A 16129-nucleotide genomic window follows, 5' to 3' on the forward strand; every position below is an offset into this window, starting at 1 on the left:
CCACACCAGATTATATTACCATAAAAATCAAATTTGGCAGAATTTAAAACCACAGAATACCAGGTTGACACAAAATACAGATCATTTATCCCAACGAGTCAAAATGGCCCCAATTGTCTCATCGGTTGGGCGAAAACTGTGCAGAGCCGGCAGCCGGACCACTCGGCTGAAATCTGAAATGCCTGGAAGGCACAACGGCTGCCAATCCGGTTCGTTATTTCGACATCGTTCAAAGGAAAACAGTATGAAAATCAAAACACTGGCAATGATTGTTGTGTCAGCCCTGTCACTGAGCTCCACGGCAGCTCTGGCCGATACCACCACGGTCAACGGCGGGACCGTGCATTTTAAAGGAGAAGTCGTTAATGCGGCCTGTGCGGTGGATGCCGGCTCTATCGATCAAACCGTTCAGTTAGGCCAGGTGCGTTCCGCGAAACTGGCCACGGCGGGGAGCACCAGTTCGGCCGTCGGTTTCAACATCCAGCTGGATGATTGCGACACTACGGTAGCCACCAAAGCGTCCGTCGCCTTCGCCGGTACGGCCATCGACAGCAGCAATACCACCGTTCTGGCCCTGCAAAACTCTGCCGCCGGCAGCGCAACCAACGTCGGCGTGCAGATCCTCGACAATACCGGTACGCCACTGGCACTGGACGGCGCCACCTTCAGTGCTGCGACCACGCTGAATGACGGCCCCAACATCATCCCGTTCCAGGCACGTTACTACGCGACCGGCGCAGCGACGGCTGGTATAGCGAACGCGGATGCCACGTTCAAAGTGCAGTACGAGTAAGACCCGAGTCAGTCAGGGAAGCTATTCGGGCCAGGAGGGCCCGCTCTCTATTTTCAACCGGAGTGAAACGATGCAGGGAATGAAATCTGGTCTGCTGCTGCTACTGCCTCCGCTGGCGCTGGCCGGTAATCATTGGAACGTCACGCTGCCGGGGGGCAGCATGCGTTTTCAGGGCCTGATAATGGCGAGCTCCTGCCGCGTCGAAGCCGGCGATCGGCAGATGACGGTCAATCTGGGGCAGATCAGCAGTAATCGATTTCATGCTGTCGGCGAAGACAGCAACCCAATCCCTTTCGCGATTCATTTACAGGATTGCAGTACGGCGGTCAGCCAGCATGTGGGTGTGACCTTTCACGGCGTGGCTGATGGAAAAAACCCCGACGTGCTGTCGGTGGGTGAAGGTCCGGGGATCGCCAGTGGGATCGGTATTGCGCTATTCGACAGCCAGGGCCAGCAGCTCCCGCTCAATCGTCCAGCGGATCGCTGGATATCACTCTACCGCGGACCGACGACGCTAAATTTCGTCGCCAAATATCGGGCGACCGGACGCCAGGTCACCGGCGGTGCAGCCAATGCCCAGGCCTGGTTCTCATTGACCTATCAGTAATTAATCCGCAGACAAACAGGACAACACGGTGAGCAGACAAGGAGATAATGTGAGAAAAACGGCAACGATGGCGCATGGCTTACTGGCAGGATGTGTGCTTTTCGCCGCCAGTATCTTTAGCGCCAGTGCGCAGGCGGGCGTTGCGCTTGGCGCGACCCGGGTTATCTACCCGGCGGGACAGAAGCAGGTCCAGCTCGCGGTGACCAATAATGATGACAACAGTACCTGGCTTATTCAGTCATGGGTGGAAAATGCAGATGGTCAGCGAGACGGCCGGTTTGTCATCACTCCTCCGCTGTTTGCCATGCAGGGTAAAAAAGAGAACACCCTGCGCATTATCGACGCCACCAATAACCAGCTGCCGCAGGATCGGGAAAGTCTGTTCTGGATGAACGTGAAGGCGATCCCTTCGATGGATAAATCAAAGCTCAGCGACAATACCCTGCAGCTGGCGATTATCAGCCGCATCAAGCTCTACTACCGTCCGGGAAAACTGGCCCTGCCTCCGGATCAAGCGGCGGAAAAGCTGACCTTTAGCCGTAGCGGATCGTCGCTGACGCTGACGAACCCCACCCCCTATTACCTGACGGTGACCGAACTGAACGCCGGGACACGCATTCTGGAGAACGCCCTCGTACCGCCGATGGGCAAAACCAGCGTCAAGCTACCCGCGGATGCCGGGAACACCATCACCTATCGCACGATTAATGATTACGGCGCGCTGACGCCGAAAATGAATGGCGTGCTGCGCTAACCCAGAAGCGCCCCGCCGCGCGGGACACGCTGCGCATGACCAGAAGCAATGACAGCCGGGCAACGTCGGACCGGAGGGATAATGTCACATCGGAAATATGGACTGGATCATTTAGGTTGCCGAACTGCCCGGCGCCTGGTATCTCCGGCGCTGGCGCTGTGGCTCTGCTCACAGCCGTTTGCCGCGCGGGCGGACCTCTATTTTAACCCCCGCTTTTTAGCTGACGATCCGGCGGCGGTGGCTGACCTGTCGGGATTTGAAAAAGGCCAGGAGGTTCCGCCAGGCACCTATCGCGTCGATATTTATCTCAACAATGGTTTTATGACCACCCGGGACGTCACCTTCCAGGCCGATGCCCAGGGTCACGGTCTGTCCCCCTGCCTGACACGCGGCCAGCTGGCGAGCATGGGTGTGGATACCGGTCGGGTGCCGGGCATGGCGACGCTGGACAGCACGGCCTGCGTGCCGCTGACCACGCTTATCAGCGAAGCTACCACGCGCTTCGACGTCGGACAGCAGCGCCTGTACCTCACCGTCCCCCAGGCATTTATGGGTAACCATGCGCGCGGCTATATTCCGCCGGAGCTGTGGGATAACGGTATCACCGCCGGGCTGATAAACTATAACTTCACGGGCAATAACGCCCATAACACCACAGGTGGCAGCAGCCGTTACGCCTATCTGAATCTACAGAGCGGCCTGAACATTGGCGCCTGGCGTCTGCGCGATAACAGCACCTGGAGCTACAGCAGCGGCGGTAGCACCTCATCCAACGAGAATCGCTGGCAGCACGTTAACAGCTGGCTTGAGCGGGACATCACGCCTCTGCGTTCGCGACTCACCCTAGGGGACAGCTACACCAACGGCGATGTCTTCGACGGGATCAACTTCCGCGGCGCCCAGCTGGCCTCCGACGACAATATGCTACCGGACAGCCAGAAAGGCTTTGCGCCGGTGATCCACGGGATCGCCCGCGGCACGGCGCAGGTGTCAATCAGGCAAAACGGCTACGAAATCTACCAGAGCACAGTGCCGCCGGGACCATTTACCATCGACGATCTCTACGCCGCGGGCAATGGCGGCGATCTGCAGGTCACGATCAAAGAAGCGGATGGCTCCCGCCAGGTCTTCAGCGTGCCCTGGTCAACGGTGCCGGTTCTCCAGCGTGAAGGCCATACCCGCTTCGCCCTCACCGCCGGGGAGTACCGCAGCGGCAACAGTCAGCAGGAAACGCCCGATTTTTTCCAGGGCACGGTCATGCATGGCCTGCCGGCAGGCTGGACGCTCTACGGCGGCACCCAGCTGGCAGACCGCTATCGCGCCTTTAACCTTGGGGTGGGGAAAAACATGGGCTATTTCGGCGCCCTGTCGCTGGATATCACTCAGGCCAACGCCACCCTGGCTGACGACAGCGAACATCAGGGGCAGTCGGTGCGTTTTCTCTATAACAAATCCCTGGATGAGACCGGCACCAACCTGCAGCTGGTGGGCTACCGCTACTCTACCCGCGGCTATTATAACTTTGCCGATACCACTTACCGCCGGATGAGCGGCTACAGTGTGGAAACCCAGGACGGCGTTATCCAGGTAAAACCGAAATTTACCGACTACTACAATCTGGCTTACAGCAAGCGCGGCAAGGTGCAGCTGAGCGTGACTCAGCAGTTGGGGCGCACCGCCACCCTCTATCTCAGCGGTAGCCACCAGACCTACTGGGGCACCGACGATGCCGATGAGCAGCTGCAGGCCGGCCTCAACGCCGCCGTGGACGATATCAACTGGTCGCTAAGCTACAGCCTGACAAAAAACGCCTGGCAGCAGGGGCGCGATCAAATGCTGGCGATCAATATCAATATCCCCTTCAGCCACTGGCTGCGTTCCGACAGCCGCTCGGTCTGGCGGCACGCCAGCGCCAGCTACAGCCTGTCGCACGATCTCAATGGCCGCATGACCAATCTGGCGGGCCTGTACGGCACCCTGCTGGAAGACAACAACCTCAGCTATAGCGTGCAGACCGGCTATGCCGGCGGCGGCAACGGCGACAACGGGAGCACAGGCTACACCGCCCTCAACTACCGCGGCGGCTACGGCAACGCCAACGTCGGCTACAGCCGCAGCGATGGCTTTAAACAGCTCTACTACGGGGTCAGCGGCGGCGTGCTGGCGCACGCCAACGGCATCACCCTGAGCCAACCGTTAAACGATACCGTGGTGCTGGTGAAAGCCCCCGGCGCCGGCGGCGTGAAAGTGGAAAACCAGACCGGGGTACGCACCGACTGGCGCGGGTATGCCGTCCTGCCTTATGCCACTGAGTATCGCGAAAACCGGATCGCGCTGGATACCAACACCCTGGCGGACAATGTCGACCTTGACGATGCGGTGGTCAGCGTGGTGCCCACCCATGGGGCGATTGTCCGCGCCAACTTTAACGCCCAGGTGGGGATGAAGATCCTGATGACGCTGACCCATCGCGGCAAACCGGTGCCGTTTGGCGCCCTCGCCACCGGCGACAGCAACCAGAGCGGCAGCATCGTCGCGGACAACGGCCAGGTCTACCTGAGCGGGATGGCGCTGGCGGGCAAAGTGCGGGTGAAATGGGGCGATGGCCCGGACGCTCAGTGCGTGGCCGATTACCGTCTGCCGCCGGAGAGCCAGCAGCAGGCGCTCAGTCAGCTTTCGGTCGCGTGCCGCTAAGGAGATCATGATGAGAACACTGCAGTATCTGCTGGGCGCCCTGTTCACCCTGGGCGCACCGGCTGCGCTTGCCGCCGATAGCACGATCGCCATCAGCGGCTATGTCCGCGATAACGCCTGCGCGGTAGCCGGCGAATCGAAGGATTTTACTGTCGATTTACAGGATAACGCCGCGAAGCAGTTTTATGCCGTTGGGGCGACGACGCCGCCGGTGCCGTTCCGCATCGTGCTGTCGCCCTGCGGCACTTCCGTCACCGCGGTGAAGGTCGGTTTCACCGGCGTGGCGGACAGCGTCAACACCAGCCTGTTAAAACTCGATGCCGGGACCTCGGCGGCGGCAGGAATGGGGGTGGAAATTCTCGATCAGCAGCAGTCCCGGCTGCCGGTCAATGCGCCGTCATCCACCATGACCTGGACCACGCTGACCCCGGGCCAGACCAATATTCTCAACTTTTACGCCCGGCTGATGGCCACTCAGGTGCCCGTCACCGCCGGGCATGTCAATGCGACAGCGACATTCACCCTGGAATTTCAGTAAGCGGAGGCTGAAATGAAATGGACTCATGTGGGCTGGCTGCTGGCCGGCCTGTTAACCGCGAGCGCTTCCCTGCGGGCGGCCGACGTCACTCTCACCGTCAACGGCAAGGTGGTGGCCAGACCCTGCACGGTTTCCACCGTCAATGCCACCGTCGAGCTGGGCGATCTCTATACCTTTAGCCTGATCGGTGCGGGCTCGGCATCGGCCTGGCACAGCGTGGCGCTGGATCTGAGCAACTGCCCCGTGGGTACTTCACGGGTGAAAGCCACCTTCAGCGGAACGGCGGACAGCACCGGCTATTACAAAAACCAGGGAACGGCGGGCAATATTCAGCTCGAACTGCAGAACGAGGACGGCACCACGCTGAACAATGGCAGCAGCCAGTCGGTACAGGTGGATGAGGCCAGCCAGTCCGCTCGCTTCCCGCTGCAGGTCAGGGCGCTGTCCGTCAACGGCGGCGCCACGCAAGGCACCATTCAGGCGGTGATTAACGTCACCTATACCTACGCCTGAGCCAGGAGAGCATCATGATGAAAAAAATAATCCCCCTGTTCACCACCCTGCTGCTGGGCTGGTCGATGAACGCCTGGTCCTTTGCCTGCAAAACGGCCACCGGGGCGACGATTCCCATCGGCGGCGGGTCAGCCAACGTCTACGTTAACCTGACCCCGGCGGTGAACGTCGGGCAAAACCTGGTGGTCGACCTCTCCACGCAGATTTTTTGCCATAACGACTATCCGGAAACGATCACCGACTACGTGACCCTGCAGCGCGGATCCGCCTATGGCGGTGTGCTGTCGAGTTTTTCAGGCACCGTGAAATATAACGGCACCTCTTACCCGTTCCCGACCACCACGGAAACCGCGCGGGTGATTTATGATTCACGGACCGATAAACCCTGGCCGGCCGTCCTGTATCTGACGCCGGTGAGCACTGCCGGTGGAGTGGCCATCACCGCAGGATCGTTAATCGCGGTGCTGATCCTGCATCAGACCAACAACTACAATAGTGACTCCTTCCAGTTCATCTGGAACATTTACGCCAACAACGACGTGGTGGTCCCCACCGGCGGCTGCGACGTCTCCGCCCGCGATGTCACCGTCACCCTCCCCGACTACCCGGGATCGATGGCCGTGCCGCTCACCGTCCACTGCGCGCAAAGCCAGCAGCTGGGGTATTACCTCTCCGGCACCACCGCGGACAGCGCCAACGCGATCTTCACCAATACCGCCTCCGCCTCGCCGGCGCAGGGGATAGGCGTTCAGCTGACGCGCAACGGCAGCGCCGTCCCGGCGAACAGCACGGTCTCGCTGGGCACCGTCGGCACCTCGCCGGTCAACCTCGGCCTGACGGCCACCTATGCCCGGACCACAGGCCAGGTTACCGCCGGCAACGTGCAGTCGATCATCGGCATCACCTTTGTCTATCAATGATGACCGATTATATCCTCTCGCCCTGCTCGCTGGCCGCCCGCGGGTTGAGCCAGCTGATGCTGAACGCCGCGAAGCGGCCCGTTGAGCTGCCGGTCGAGGGCGTGTCCCTGCGCGAACTGGCCGCCGTGAAGCGGATCGTGGTGTATCTCCCTGACGATCCCCTGTGGATGCTCACCACGCTGCGCCAGGCGGCAAGGCTACTCGACGAGGCCTTGCCGCCGTTACCGATGTTGATTCTGAGCCGCAGCCCGGCCATCTGGCTGTGGCAAACGCTGCTCTATCAGGTGAGTCATCCGGATCGTCTGCGCAACGTCCATACTGCCCCCGCCGATCTGTCCTGCGCGGAGCTGGCCCATCGGCTGGAGAATGCGCCGCGGCTTGAGCGGCTTGCCAGCGAAGCCGCCCTGATCCACGGAAAACGGGTCGTCGGGTTGACCCACGCCGAGCTCAAGGTGATCCTCGCCCTGCTGCAAGGGCAGACGATAGGCGAGCAGGCCCAACGTCTCGGATTGAGCCAGAAAACGCTCTACACCCAGCGGCTGGCTGGGGTGAAAAAGCTGGTGGAATGTCATCCGCATCTGGCCCCCCGCTTTCCGCGCACGCTGCTGCCGCGCTCACCCGCAAACGCACTGACGGCGTTTGAACAGGAATGGGTACAAGCGATTCACGATCACCAGGTCTTCCCGGTTTTTCAACCTATCGTCGATAGTCGCTCACAGCTACAGGGGGTGGAGATCCTGATCCGCTGGCGCCACCGCGGCCAGGTACTTCACCCCCAGACCTTTCTACCGCACTTCCGCGCCGACTACACCTGGCTGCTGCTTACGGCCTTTGTTCTGCAGGAGGCCGTGCAGAATATTAATGAGTATCCAGGCACCTTCTATTTTTCGGTCAACATACCCTCCTCACTCGCCGACAGTGACAGCCTGCTGCGGATGGTGGAAGCCGCTCGCCAGCAGCTTCGGCAGCCAGAGGGCGTGGCAAGGCTGGTGCTGGAATATGCTGAAACTATCGATTTTCGCCATCAGAGCCGCTCCGCCGCCCACGTGGCGCAGCTGCAACGTGCTGGCGTGCGCGTGATGCTGGACGACTGCTTTTCTCAGGGGAGCGTTATCTTTCCGGCGCGTCGACTGCACTTCAATGCGTATAAACTGGATATGAGCATCGTCAACGACGCCCAGCACGATCCAAAGGCGCTTGCGCTAATAAAAAGCCTGGCCTACTACTGCCAGTTAAGCGACAGTCGCTGTGTGGCGGAAGGGGTGGATTCACTGGCGAAATTTACGCAGTTAAAATCGCTGGGGATTGATCGCTTCCAGGGCTATCTGTTTTCACCACCGATGCGGCGCGAACATCTCCCGGATCTGATCCGCCGCTTTTCCCACCAGCGCGATCCGGCGGATCGTTGAGGGTGCGAGAAAAGCGCACCGGTTAGCACCGGTGCCGGTACGTCATGCGCGAATATCGTCGTATTCGCGGGTGTTATCGAATTCATGTTTGGCAAACGGGCAGAGAGGGATAATCTTCCGCTGCTCCTGGCGCATTTTTTCCACTACCTTCGCCACCAGCTGTTTCCCCACGCCCTGGCCTTTCAGGCTGGGATCAACATCGGTATGTTCGATAATGCTGAGGTGTTCGCCGGTGGGAACAAAAACAATCTCCGCCACCTGGTTTCCCTGCGCGTCGTTAACATAAAATTTGTTATGCCCTTCCAGTATTTCCATCTTCTCCTCGCTTATTTATGACGATATTGCAGAGCGCCGCTCGGGCAGGTATCAATCACGTTTACCACCGTCGCGACATCCACTTCATCCGGGATAATCCACGGCTTACGCTTCAGGTTGAAGAGCTTCGCGCTGCCGCGCACGCAGTTCCCGGAATGCTGACAGATCGCCGTATTAAAGTAGACGTCGATTTTCTCCCCGGTGTAGGCCCGGTAGCCGGCTTCCAGTAATTCCTTATCCATGACATTGCCTCGGTCGTTTTTATCTTTCAGGCTAAGCATAGCCCTCGCCGTGGCGGCTGACTATGCGCAAGCGCGGGAATTGACGCCTCACATCATGCTCTCCCATCGCGCAAGGATCCCGCAGTCAACGATCGGTTGACTTTCATTCCCGCAACGAGGCGATTACACTCATGACACACTGGTATGATCACTCAGGGATGTTCCATTGAATCATATTGCCACCATCGCCCGCCCGGCGCGGTTACTGCTCGTCTTGCCGCTTTCCGGCTGCTCACTTTCGCCAGAGATCCCGGTATTGGGCGCTGCTTTTCCCGGCTGGTTTTTCTGCTTACTGGGCGGTGCGTTTTTACTGATCCCCTGCCATATCCTGATTACCCGTAAAGGCTGGCAGCCGCGCTTTTCTCCCCTGGTCTTCAGCTACGTCGCGCTGATGTTCCTGTTCGCCACGTTGCTGTGGTTTCTGTTTTTTGTTCACTGATCGCTTATGACAACTTCCCGCACTTCCCTGTTACGCAAAAAGTGGCCTCTGCTGGCGCTGGTCCTTGCCGCCATCCTGGCGCTGATCCTCGTTATCTGGCAGTTGCAAACCTCGCCGGAGACCAATGACGCCTATGTCTATGCCGATACCATCGATGTAGTGCCCGAGGTCAGCGGACGCATCGTGGAGATGCCCATTCGCGATAACCAGCGGGTGAAAAAAGGCGATCTGTTGTTCCGCATCGACCCCCGCCCCTATCAGGCAATGCTCGATGACGCGAAGGCCCGGCTGACGACCCTCGACGCGCAGATCATGCTGACCCAGCGCACCATCAAAGCGCAGGAGTATAACGCCCAGTCGGTGGCGGCCGCCGTCGAGCGCGCCAGAGCGCTGGTTAAGCAGACCACCTCCACGCGTATCCGCCTTGAGCCGCTGGTGCCGCAGGGGTTCGCTTCCCAGGAAGATCTCGATCAGGCGCGCACCGCTGAGAAAGCGGCGCGGGCGGAGCTGGAGGCCACGCTGCTGCAGGCCAAACAGGCCTCGGCGGCCGTGACCGGCGTGGATGCCATGGTGGCGCAACGCGCCGGGGTCCTGGCGCAAATCGCCCTCGCTGAACTGCATCTGGAATTTACCGAAGTGCGCGCGCCGTTCAACGGCGTGGTGGTGGCGCTGAAAACCACCGTCGGCCAGTACGCCTCGGCGCTGAAGCCGGTCTTCACCCTGCTGGATGACGACCGCTGGTATGTGATCGCGAACTTCCGCGAAACCGACCTGAACAACGTGCGCCCCGGCGTGGCGGCGCGGATCACCGTGATGACCAACCACAACCGGACCTTTAACGGGGTGGTGGATTCGGTCGGCTCCGGGGTCCTGCCCGAAGGTGGGAGCGTCATCGAAGGGCTGCCGCTGATCCAGAAAAGCATTAACTGGGTCCACGTCTCGCAGCGCTTCCCGGTGAAAATCGCCGTCAGCGATCCCGACCCGGAACTGTTCCGCATGGGCGCCTCGGCCAGCGCCGTGCTGCAGCCGTAGCCGGGCGACGCTATGTTTCCTCTCGCCCATTTTTTACGCCAGGAACTGCGCGACGCGCCGGGACGCGCCAGCTACACGCTGCGCCTGACGCTAAGCTGCGCGGTGCTCATCACCCTGTTTATGACCCTGCAGATCCCTTTCCTGGCCGTTGCGCTGATCGTCGTGTTCTACGTCAGCCAGCCTAACGTGTTGATGATTAAGCTGGTCAGCGTGGTCTTTTTTGTCACCGTCACCGTGGCGCTCGGCGGCGTGCTGCTGATCATCAAGTGGACCTATGACTACCCGCTGATCCGCCTGGCAGCCTCCGTGGCGCTCTTTTTCTGCGCCCTCTATCTGATGCGGGTGCTGGGCAAGCTGGGACTGGCCTTTTTCGTGGTGGCGCTGGCGGTGATTTACGCTCAGACCTTCCCGTCGATGACCAGCCAGAGCGAGATCCTGGTGCGGCTGCTGCTTTGGCTGTGGGTGGCGATTAACACCGCGATCCTCGTCACCCTGCTGGTCAACGCCTGCTTTCAGCAGGCCTTTCCCGGTAACCAGTTTAAGGCGCGCCTGGCCGGGATGCTGCACGAGGTCGCCCGGCGGCTGGCGGCCCCGGACGCTGAAGCGCCACCGACCTTCGGCGAGACCGCCGCGCAGTTCAATCAGCTGCAGTCGCTGTTCGCCCAGGCCAGCCGGGCGACACCGGAGATCGCCGCCGATCCCCTGGCCTGGCGCTCGCGGCTGGCCGCCACTTTGCGCTGCTACCAGCTGGCGGCCCTGCTGCAAGCAGACGAGGCGGATAGTGACGATCGCCAGCAGCTGTCGCAGGCGGTACTTCAGCTGAAGAACGCCCTTAGCGAGGAGCCGTTTGACGGCGCTATTCCTCCCCTGACGCTCAGCGGTCGCGGCGTCAATCGCGCTGTTCTGCAGGAGATGGCTACCACTCTGCAGCGGCTGGCGCAGGGTGAGCCGGTTGCCCTGCCGCAGGGTGAGGTGGAGAAGGCGCCCCTACTGGCGCCGGACGCCTGGCGCAACCCGGCATATCTCCATTTTGCGCTCAAGACCCTGCTGGCGACCCTAATCTGCTATGTCTTCTATACCGCTGCCGACTGGCAGGGTCTACATACCATTATGCTGAGCTGCGTGATCGTCGCCCAGCCCGGGCTGGGCGCCACGATGCAAAAGACATGGCTGCGCATCGGCGGGGCGCTGCTCGCCTCCCTGCTGGCGCTGCTGTTAATCGTCTTTGTCCAGCCCTGGACCGATTCGCTGACGGGCCTGCTGGCGATGTCCCTGCCGGTGCTGGCGCTGGCGGCGTGGATTGCCGCCGGCTCGGAGCGTATCGCCTACGCCGGGATCCAGATTGGTTTCACCTTTGCGCTGGCCTTTCTCAGCTGGTTTGCTCCGCTGACGAACCTCACCGAGCTCCGGGATCGGGTGCTGGGCATCCTGCTCGGGGTGCTGGTCTCCTCCATTGTTCATTTGTATCTCTGGCCGGACAGCGAAGCGCCGCAGCTGAAAACCCGCCTTGCGGCACTCTATCGCCGGCTGGCGGACTGCCTCGCCGCCCCGAAGGAGGCGGTTCCGCTGGCTCCCCTGCTTGTCGCCTTCACCGACAGCGAAGCGCTGATCCACCGGGTTCGCGCCGAACCGCTGGGCACGTATGCTCACCCCTGGCCCCAGGCGAAAGACTGGCCGATGCGCGCCACCCTCGCCCAGGCCGAGGAGATCGCCCGCCTCAGCGAAGGCTACCGACTCAACGCCGCGCCGGGAGACCCGACCCTGGCCCGCTGCGCCGAACAGCTGCGGCGCTACGCTGAACGTATCGAACAGGAGGCGACGGCGCCTGGCGAACAGCTGACCGCCGAACTGACTAACCCCTTTGGCCCGGCGCTGGCCGCCGCGCTGGCCGCCCTGCCCGACTGGGGGCCGACACCGATAGCGACTGAGCAACAGGCTAAAACGTCATGATGATCCTTCCTTTCTCCGCGCGCCTGCGCGGCACTCTTTTTACCCTGACGCTGACGCAGCTCAGCGGCTGCGCGCTGATCCAGGATGAGCCTGCCCAGGTCGCCATCGTCAATCCGCAGCAGGCCCAGCTGGCGCAGGTGATCCACCTGGCGAACAGCGACTGGCCGGCCGCCCGCTGGTGGGAGGCCTATGATGATCCTCAGCTCAATATGCTGATCAACCGGGCGCTGCAGAACTCGCCGACCATGCAGGCCGCCCGGCTGCGCATCTCCCAGTCGCAGTCCACGGTGGAACTCGCCCGGTCGGCGATGGGCCTGCAGGCCACCGCCGTCGCGGCGCAAAACCGCCTGCGGATCACCGACAAATCCTTTAGCTGGCCCTACTCATACTCCCTGCCGGTGGATAAAAACGGCCCCTGGTATACGCTGAATACCGTTGGCGTCGGGGCGCAGCTGAATATCGATCTCTGGGGGGCCGATCGCGCACGGGTCGCCGCCGCTATTGGCGAGAAAAACGCCCGGCTGGCGGAGACCGCCGGCATTGAGCTCGACATCGCCAGCAGCGTGGCGCAGCTCTATTTCGCCATGCAGGCGACGTTCCAGAAAATCGCGCTGCTGCAGGAGCTGGAGGGCATTGCCCGATTCTCGGTGGAAGCCCACGAGCACCGGACCCGGCGCGGCCTGGAAGACAGTGTGGATGTGGCCAACGCCCAGGCCGAACAGCTCGCCGCTCGCCAGCAGATCATTAGCGCCGAGGGGATGCTGACCCAGTATCGTGAAACCCTGCGGGCGCTGATCGGCGCCGATGCGCAGAGCATGCCGGCCATCCATCCGGTGGCGCTGCCGGCGCTCCAGGAGACGCTGCCGCCGTCGCTCTCTTTCGAGCTGCTGGCCCGCCGTCCGGACCTGCAGGCGCTGCGCGGCTACGTCACCGCCTCCCTGAGCCAGGTCGATGCGGCGAAAGCGGCCTTCTACCCCCATTTTGATATCAAAGCGTTCTGGGGCTATAACGCCCTGAGCGTCGGGGATCTGTTTAAGTCCTCTTTCCAGCAGATCAACCTGCTGCCCGGGCTGTATCTGCCGATCTTCGACGGCGGTCGTCTGAACGCTAATCTGCAGTCGGTACGCACCGCCAGCAACATCCTGATCAAACAGTACAACCAGGCGGTGCTGGATGCGGTTCGCGATGTCGCCATCAGTTCCAGCCAGCTTAACGACCTGAATCAGCAGCGCGCGCTGCAGCAGCTAAAAGTCACCGCGGCGCAGACCACCACCGATAGCGCTCGCGCTCATTATCAGCGCGGCCTCCTCAGCCGCTACGCCGCCGAAGAAGCCCGCCGGGCGGTCCTCGCCCAGCAGCTGTTGCTGCTGGACATTGAGGCCCAGCGGCTAAGCACCGACATTACCCTGATCAAAGCCCTGGGCGGCGGCTATCGAGGGCAGTAACAAAAATGCCTTCCCCGAGGGGAAGGCAATCAGACTGCAGACAAAGTGCAATCTTCAGCGCTTGCCCGGCGGCGCTGCGCTTGCGCGGGCCTACAGCTAACTGCATAACTGTCTGATATTGGAGTTTTTTGTAGGCCGGGTAAGGCGAAAGCCGCCACCCGGCAGAAAGGCGGGCACAATAACGAAACGGGTTTGTCATTCGCCAGAATGCCTTCCCAATAGGGGAAGGCATTAAGCTGAAGAGGCGGGGTGGATGCGCGGCGATTACACCAGGGCGCGCAGCTCTTCCCGCATATAGGTGGAAAAGAATTCCGGATGCTTAATCACCAGCCGTTCGCCGGCGGCGACCCGTTCAGCCCACTCCGCCACTTTGTCGGTAAACCCAGCGCTCCAGCCCTGCTGTTGGCCGCGCGCAGCGACGTCGGCCGGGGTGGCGGGTACGCCCAGTTCTTTTAAATATTTGAGAATTCCCTTCGCGGTACTTTCATCCATAGACTGTGGTACTGGCTCAGACGTATTCATACCACCGATGAAATCCAATGCTTTATCAATGACTGCTGGCATAGGTGTGTCCTTATATTAACCACATAGTAAACCTGACTACACTATGGACCGGAAAGCGACGTGATTTCAAAGAACACGCTCACGTTATGGGACATCGCGCATTGTGAAAAGGGGATTTTGTTCTGCTGGGGCGGGGATTGGACAAAAAACAAGCCGGCCCCGTAGGGCCGGCCTGAGGATCGCGTCAGGCGTTGCTGAGGGATTTTTGCGCGGCGCTGGACCGGCTGTTCTCCAGCATCCGGCGGACCGGGACAATCAGCACGGCCAGCACGGCGGCGCAGATCAGCAATGCGATGGAGCAGCGGGCGAAGAGGTCCGGCAGCAGCGACAGCTGATCGGCCTTCACATGACCGCCGATCAGGCCCGCCGCCAGGTTACCCAGCGCGCTGGCGCAGAACCACAGCCCCATCATCTGGCCGCGCATTCTCTCCGGCGCCAGCAGAGTCATGGTCGCCAGCCCAATCGGGCTGAGGCACAGTTCACCGAGCGTCAGCATCAGGATGCTGCCCACCAGCCACAGCGGCGACACACCGGCCCCGCCGTTGCTCAGAACGTTCTGCGCCGCCAGCATCATCAGGCCAAAGCCCGCCGCTGCGCACAGGATGCCAATGACGAATTTGGTCATACTGCCCGGACGAACGTTTTTACGCGCCAGCGCAGGCCACGCCCAGCTGAATACCGGCGCGAGGAGAATGATAAACAAGGCGTTAATCGACTGGAACCAGACCGCGGGGATCTCAAAATCGCCGATCATCCGGTTGGTATAGTCGTTAGCAAACAGGTTGAAGGAGGTCGGTTTCTGTTCAAACGCGGACCAGAAAAAGGCCGCCGAGACCAGCAAAATAAAGCATACCAGCAGGCGCGCCCGCTCTTTACGGTTGAGTCCGGCGAAGACGAACAGCCAGATGAAATAGAGCGCCACGGAGGCGGCAATTACATAGACCAGCACGCTGGCCACCGCTACCGGGTTAATCACGATCGTGCCCAGGCTGATAAGCGTGACCAGCACCGCCACTCCCAGAGCCAGCGCCATCAGCCACGCTCCAACGCCATTCTTTTTCGCCACCGGGCTGTTCCAGGTGGAATCGAGGCCAACCTCCGCGTCATAGCGCTTCATCGACGGTACGGCAAAGACACGGAAAATGATCAGCGCCACCAGCATCCCGATCCCCCCGATGCCGAAGCCCCAGTGCCAGCCATGCGATTTGATAAGCCAGCCAGAGATCAATGGCGCGATAAACGAGCCGATGTTGATCCCCATGTAAAACAGCGAAAAACCACCGTCGCGGCGCGCGTCGCCCTTTTTATACAGGGTGCCGACCATCACCGAGATACAGGTTTTAAACAACCCGGAACCCAGGACGATAAACATCAGACCGATAAAGAACAGATCGTTGCCCAGCCATGCTGACAGAGCGATCGACAGGTGCCCCAGGGCGATCAGGATAGAGCCGTACCAGACGGCGCGTTGTTGGCCAAGCCAGTTATCCGCCAGCCAGCCGCCAGGCAGCGCGGCCAGATACATACTGCCGGCAAAAATCCCAACGATCGCCGAGGCGTTCTCTCGCGCCAGGCCCATGCCGCCGTCGTACACTGTCGCCGCCATAAACAGGATCAGTAAAGGACGGATGCCGTAAAACGAGAAGCGCTCCCACATTTCAGTGAAAAACAGTGAGCCCAGCGGATAAGGATGGCCGAAAAAGGTACGGCTTTCGTTTTTATTAACAGAGGAATGCATAAATTCTCCAGGTAAGGTGCGCCGCAGCGCAAGTTAACCGTATAAAGCAGGCTGACGATTTATAATTTGTTTGTATTAACATCAAACACGAGCATTTTTAACCATTTGATAACCACGCAATGGTTTTGTCCAGCCCC

At 60.7% G+C, this 16129-nt stretch carries 16 protein-coding genes; 12 read left to right on the plus strand and 4 right to left on the minus strand.

Translation table 11 applies throughout. From position 1 onward, the window contains the following. Window positions 1-244: 244 nt before the first annotated feature. The 8 genes from fimA to BHE81_RS14670 all read left to right on the plus strand — a co-directional run bounded on the left by fimA (window position 245) and on the right by BHE81_RS14670 (window position 8228). Entirely contained in the window at window positions 245-793 is a 549-nt protein-coding gene (gene fimA / locus BHE81_RS14635; protein WP_002916190.1) for a type 1 fimbrial major subunit FimA, read from the plus strand. A gap of 70 nt (window positions 794-863) precedes the next feature. After that, a complete protein-coding gene (locus BHE81_RS14640; RefSeq protein WP_004174507.1) occupies window positions 864-1400 on the plus strand; it encodes a fimbrial protein in 537 nt (178 codons plus the stop codon). 67 nt (window positions 1401-1467) lie between these two features. Beyond that, a complete protein-coding gene (locus BHE81_RS14645) occupies window positions 1468-2154 on the plus strand; it encodes a fimbria/pilus periplasmic chaperone (RefSeq protein WP_004144024.1) in 687 nt (228 codons plus the stop codon). A gap of 81 nt (window positions 2155-2235) precedes the next feature. Next, a complete protein-coding gene (locus BHE81_RS14650) occupies window positions 2236-4848 on the plus strand; it encodes a fimbrial biogenesis usher protein (RefSeq protein ID WP_021440691.1) in 2613 nt (870 codons plus the stop codon). 10 nt (window positions 4849-4858) lie between these two features. Next, window positions 4859-5386, plus strand: a complete 528-nt coding sequence (locus BHE81_RS14655; protein ID WP_004185520.1) for a fimbrial protein — start codon at window positions 4859-4861, stop codon at window positions 5384-5386. Between the two features lie 27 nt (window positions 5387-5413). Continuing rightward, window positions 5414-5899 (plus strand): fimbrial protein, encoded by a 486-nt coding sequence (locus BHE81_RS14660; protein ID WP_004229447.1) that lies wholly within the window; start codon window positions 5414-5416, stop codon window positions 5897-5899. Between the two features lie 17 nt (window positions 5900-5916). Next, on the plus strand, window positions 5917-6819 hold the full coding sequence (locus BHE81_RS14665; RefSeq protein WP_024264619.1) for a fimbrial protein: 903 nt from the start codon (window positions 5917-5919) through the stop codon (window positions 6817-6819). Then, window positions 6816-8228 carry an EAL domain-containing protein gene (locus tag BHE81_RS14670; protein ID WP_023301510.1) on the plus strand — a complete coding sequence of 471 codons (1413 nt, stop codon included), beginning with the start codon at window positions 6816-6818 and terminating at the stop codon, window positions 8226-8228. The genes BHE81_RS14665 and BHE81_RS14670 overlap by 4 nt, the downstream gene beginning before the upstream one ends. A 42-nt stretch (window positions 8229-8270) precedes the next feature. Here BHE81_RS14670 and BHE81_RS14675 read toward each other — a convergent pair whose 3' ends face one another. Then, entirely contained in the window at window positions 8271-8543 is a 273-nt protein-coding gene (locus BHE81_RS14675; protein ID WP_002916201.1) for a GNAT family N-acetyltransferase, read from the minus strand. 11 nt (window positions 8544-8554) lie between these two features. Then, entirely contained in the window at window positions 8555-8785 is a 231-nt protein-coding gene (gene yjdI / locus BHE81_RS14680) for a 4Fe-4S mono-cluster protein YjdI (protein ID WP_002916202.1), read from the minus strand. Between the two features lie 205 nt (window positions 8786-8990). On the opposite strand from yjdI, the gene BHE81_RS14685 reads away from it, so the two are divergent. From BHE81_RS14685 to BHE81_RS14700, 4 genes are read left to right on the plus strand one after another with little or no spacing between them, the layout of a single operon-like run. Beyond that, window positions 8991-9263, plus strand: a complete 273-nt coding sequence (locus tag BHE81_RS14685) for a YtcA family lipoprotein (RefSeq protein WP_002916204.1) — start codon at window positions 8991-8993, stop codon at window positions 9261-9263. A gap of 6 nt (window positions 9264-9269) precedes the next feature. Then, window positions 9270-10295, plus strand: a complete 1026-nt coding sequence (gene mdtN / locus BHE81_RS14690; protein ID WP_004174502.1) for a multidrug transporter subunit MdtN — start codon at window positions 9270-9272, stop codon at window positions 10293-10295. 12 nt (window positions 10296-10307) lie between these two features. Further along, window positions 10308-12245, plus strand: coding sequence for a multidrug efflux transporter permease subunit MdtO (gene mdtO, locus BHE81_RS14695; protein ID WP_004151786.1), 1938 nt, complete (start codon window positions 10308-10310; stop codon window positions 12243-12245). Continuing rightward, window positions 12242-13690, plus strand: coding sequence for an MdtP family multidrug efflux transporter outer membrane subunit (locus BHE81_RS14700; RefSeq protein ID WP_023301509.1), 1449 nt, complete (start codon window positions 12242-12244; stop codon window positions 13688-13690). Before mdtO ends, BHE81_RS14700 begins: the two co-directional genes overlap by 4 nt. 264 nt (window positions 13691-13954) lie before the next feature. Here BHE81_RS14700 and BHE81_RS14705 read toward each other — a convergent pair whose 3' ends face one another. Together BHE81_RS14705 and BHE81_RS14710 are read right to left on the minus strand one after the other, a co-directional pair. Beyond that, window positions 13955-14254, minus strand: a complete 300-nt coding sequence (locus BHE81_RS14705) for a DUF1889 family protein (RefSeq protein ID WP_002916274.1) — start codon at window positions 14252-14254, stop codon at window positions 13955-13957. 184 nt (window positions 14255-14438) lie between these two features. Beyond that, window positions 14439-15992, minus strand: coding sequence for a peptide MFS transporter (locus tag BHE81_RS14710; RefSeq protein WP_023301508.1), 1554 nt, complete (start codon window positions 15990-15992; stop codon window positions 14439-14441). Window positions 15993-16129: the final 137 nt, after the last annotated feature.

Source organism: Klebsiella sp. AqSCr, assembly GCF_008452795.1.
Lineage (GTDB): Bacteria > Pseudomonadota > Gammaproteobacteria > Enterobacterales > Enterobacteriaceae > Klebsiella > Klebsiella pneumoniae.

Excerpts from the sequence above, each read along its gene's own strand:
- fimA (WP_002916190.1), top strand. The coding sequence starts at position 245 with ATGAAAATCAAAACACTGGCAATGATTGTTGTGTCAGCCCTGTCACTG.
- BHE81_RS14640 (WP_004174507.1), top strand. The coding sequence starts at position 864 with ATGCAGGGAATGAAATCTGGTCTGCTGCTGCTACTGCCTCCGCTGGCG.
- BHE81_RS14645 (WP_004144024.1), top strand. The coding sequence starts at position 1,468 with ATGGCGCATGGCTTACTGGCAGGATGTGTGCTTTTCGCCGCCAGTATC.
- BHE81_RS14650 (WP_021440691.1), top strand. The coding sequence starts at position 2,236 with ATGTCACATCGGAAATATGGACTGGATCATTTAGGTTGCCGAACTGCC.
- BHE81_RS14655 (WP_004185520.1), top strand. The coding sequence starts at position 4,859 with ATGAGAACACTGCAGTATCTGCTGGGCGCCCTGTTCACCCTGGGCGCA.
- BHE81_RS14665 (WP_024264619.1), top strand. The coding sequence starts at position 5,917 with ATGAAAAAAATAATCCCCCTGTTCACCACCCTGCTGCTGGGCTGGTCG.
- BHE81_RS14670 (WP_023301510.1), top strand. The coding sequence starts at position 6,816 with ATGATGACCGATTATATCCTCTCGCCCTGCTCGCTGGCCGCCCGCGGG.
- BHE81_RS14675 (WP_002916201.1), bottom strand. The coding sequence starts at position 8,543 with ATGGAAATACTGGAAGGGCATAACAAATTTTATGTTAACGACGCGCAG.
- yjdI (WP_002916202.1), bottom strand. The coding sequence starts at position 8,785 with ATGGATAAGGAATTACTGGAAGCCGGCTACCGGGCCTACACCGGGGAG.
- mdtN (WP_004174502.1), top strand. The coding sequence starts at position 9,270 with ATGACAACTTCCCGCACTTCCCTGTTACGCAAAAAGTGGCCTCTGCTG.
- mdtO (WP_004151786.1), top strand. The coding sequence starts at position 10,308 with ATGTTTCCTCTCGCCCATTTTTTACGCCAGGAACTGCGCGACGCGCCG.
- BHE81_RS14700 (WP_023301509.1), top strand. The coding sequence starts at position 12,242 with ATGATGATCCTTCCTTTCTCCGCGCGCCTGCGCGGCACTCTTTTTACC.
- BHE81_RS14705 (WP_002916274.1), bottom strand. The coding sequence starts at position 14,254 with ATGCCAGCAGTCATTGATAAAGCATTGGATTTCATCGGTGGTATGAAT.
- BHE81_RS14710 (WP_023301508.1), bottom strand. The coding sequence starts at position 15,992 with ATGCATTCCTCTGTTAATAAAAACGAAAGCCGTACCTTTTTCGGCCAT.